Consider the following 1,366-nt stretch of genomic DNA (forward strand, 5'->3'; position numbering starts at 1 on the left):
CTGGCAAGCGGTAGCGTACCAATTTCCTTTTGCTGCGCCAGCACAGAGATCAGTCTCCATTCCATCTTTTCTGTCGRTCAGTTGGTGGGGAAGGGTGCAGGTTTTCTGCAGCGTGCAAAGTTTCAGGTTTTWTGCAGGCCAGGAAGTTACATTGTCGTAAACCTCAAGTAGTCAAACCTTTTGGCTYAAACTGGTTTGYGGCATTTTGGTTCCGCATGRTTTGCAGCGTCGTGTAAAACCTCTGGTGGTAAATCTTCTGGTTTCTACGTTGTTGCCAGTCGTACTCGCTTCGGGTTTACGTCACAGTTCAACCATTTACGGGCTTACGCAGCTAACAAAAAAATCAAGTTCGTTCCGCTGCGCTCCACCGGACGCGGCTGGCGCCGCGCCGCTTATTTTGGCGTTAGCCGTGCTACCATACCTCATATCTGTTCAAGATTGTTGATGATACGTATCAATTGTGAGTGGAACTATATAATCTTATCTTTCCTGTCGGAAGCACTCTGGATTGTAGGTAAAAGTAATATTATGAGAGTTGAGGAATAAGCTCTATTATTCCTACCGTTTATATTGTTATATTATGAGCCATAAGTTTATGAACCTTAAATTCTTTCAGATTTCAAAAGTCAGAAAAGTTGCAAGCTCCTTTCTTATTTTTGTTTCTATTTTACTACTTGGTGGATGTTATTCACTGGGAAAAAAGGTTGGTGAATTAAGAGCTGCAATTTATTCACCAATATATGAAGCTGAGCTTTCATATTTTTCTGATAAAGCAGTAGATGAAGCAGTGCAATTTTGCCTTAATGAATTAGAAGAAAAACAAGAAGCTGAGCCTTCGGAAGCTTCAAAAAAATGTGTTGCCGAGCAGTATGAAATACGAATGAATTACTATATGTCTCAGTCAGTCGTAAATAGAAGTAGACAACAAAGTAACATTACTTCCCAGCCAGGAAGTGGCCAGAAGATTTATGGTACAGATGAGTGCATTGGTGCTGTTGTTAATGGTGTATGTCATGGGTCAATAGCTCCAAAAGCCGGATATAAGAAAACCTGTTATGGGCAAATGATTAATGGTCAGTGCACTGGTGCAATGTTTTAGTCATAATAGCAAAATGTAAGTAATCCGCACGGCTAACAAAAATTTCCAGGGGACGCCTGCGGCGCCCCTGAAATTGGCGTTAGCTGCTGTGTTTCTACCTGAGGTTGCAAACCTGAGAGTTTGTTAGCGTTGCGAGCTTTTTTGTTCTTTTTCTGTCGAAAGGTCAGAGGAAATCAGTAAGCTTCGTTGTGCAAGCTGGCGTGAGAGYTTTGTCGTTTATTCCTTCTTTTATGCCAGCGTCAAAATCGTCGTTTGCTGTTGGTTGTT

General features: G+C 41.8%; 1 protein-coding gene. It reads left to right on the plus strand.

Annotated elements, in window-relative coordinates; all coding sequences use genetic code 11:
• Positions 1–595: 595 nt before the first annotated feature.
• Positions 596–1,099 carry a hypothetical protein gene (locus AKL11_RS23900; RefSeq protein ID WP_067522828.1) on the plus strand — a complete coding sequence of 168 codons (504 nt, stop codon included), beginning with the start codon at positions 596–598 and terminating at the stop codon, positions 1,097–1,099.
• Positions 1,100–1,366 lie beyond the last annotated feature (267 nt).

Source organism: Endozoicomonas ascidiicola, from assembly GCF_001646945.1.
Classification (GTDB): Bacteria; Pseudomonadota; Gammaproteobacteria; order Pseudomonadales; family Endozoicomonadaceae; genus Endozoicomonas; species Endozoicomonas ascidiicola.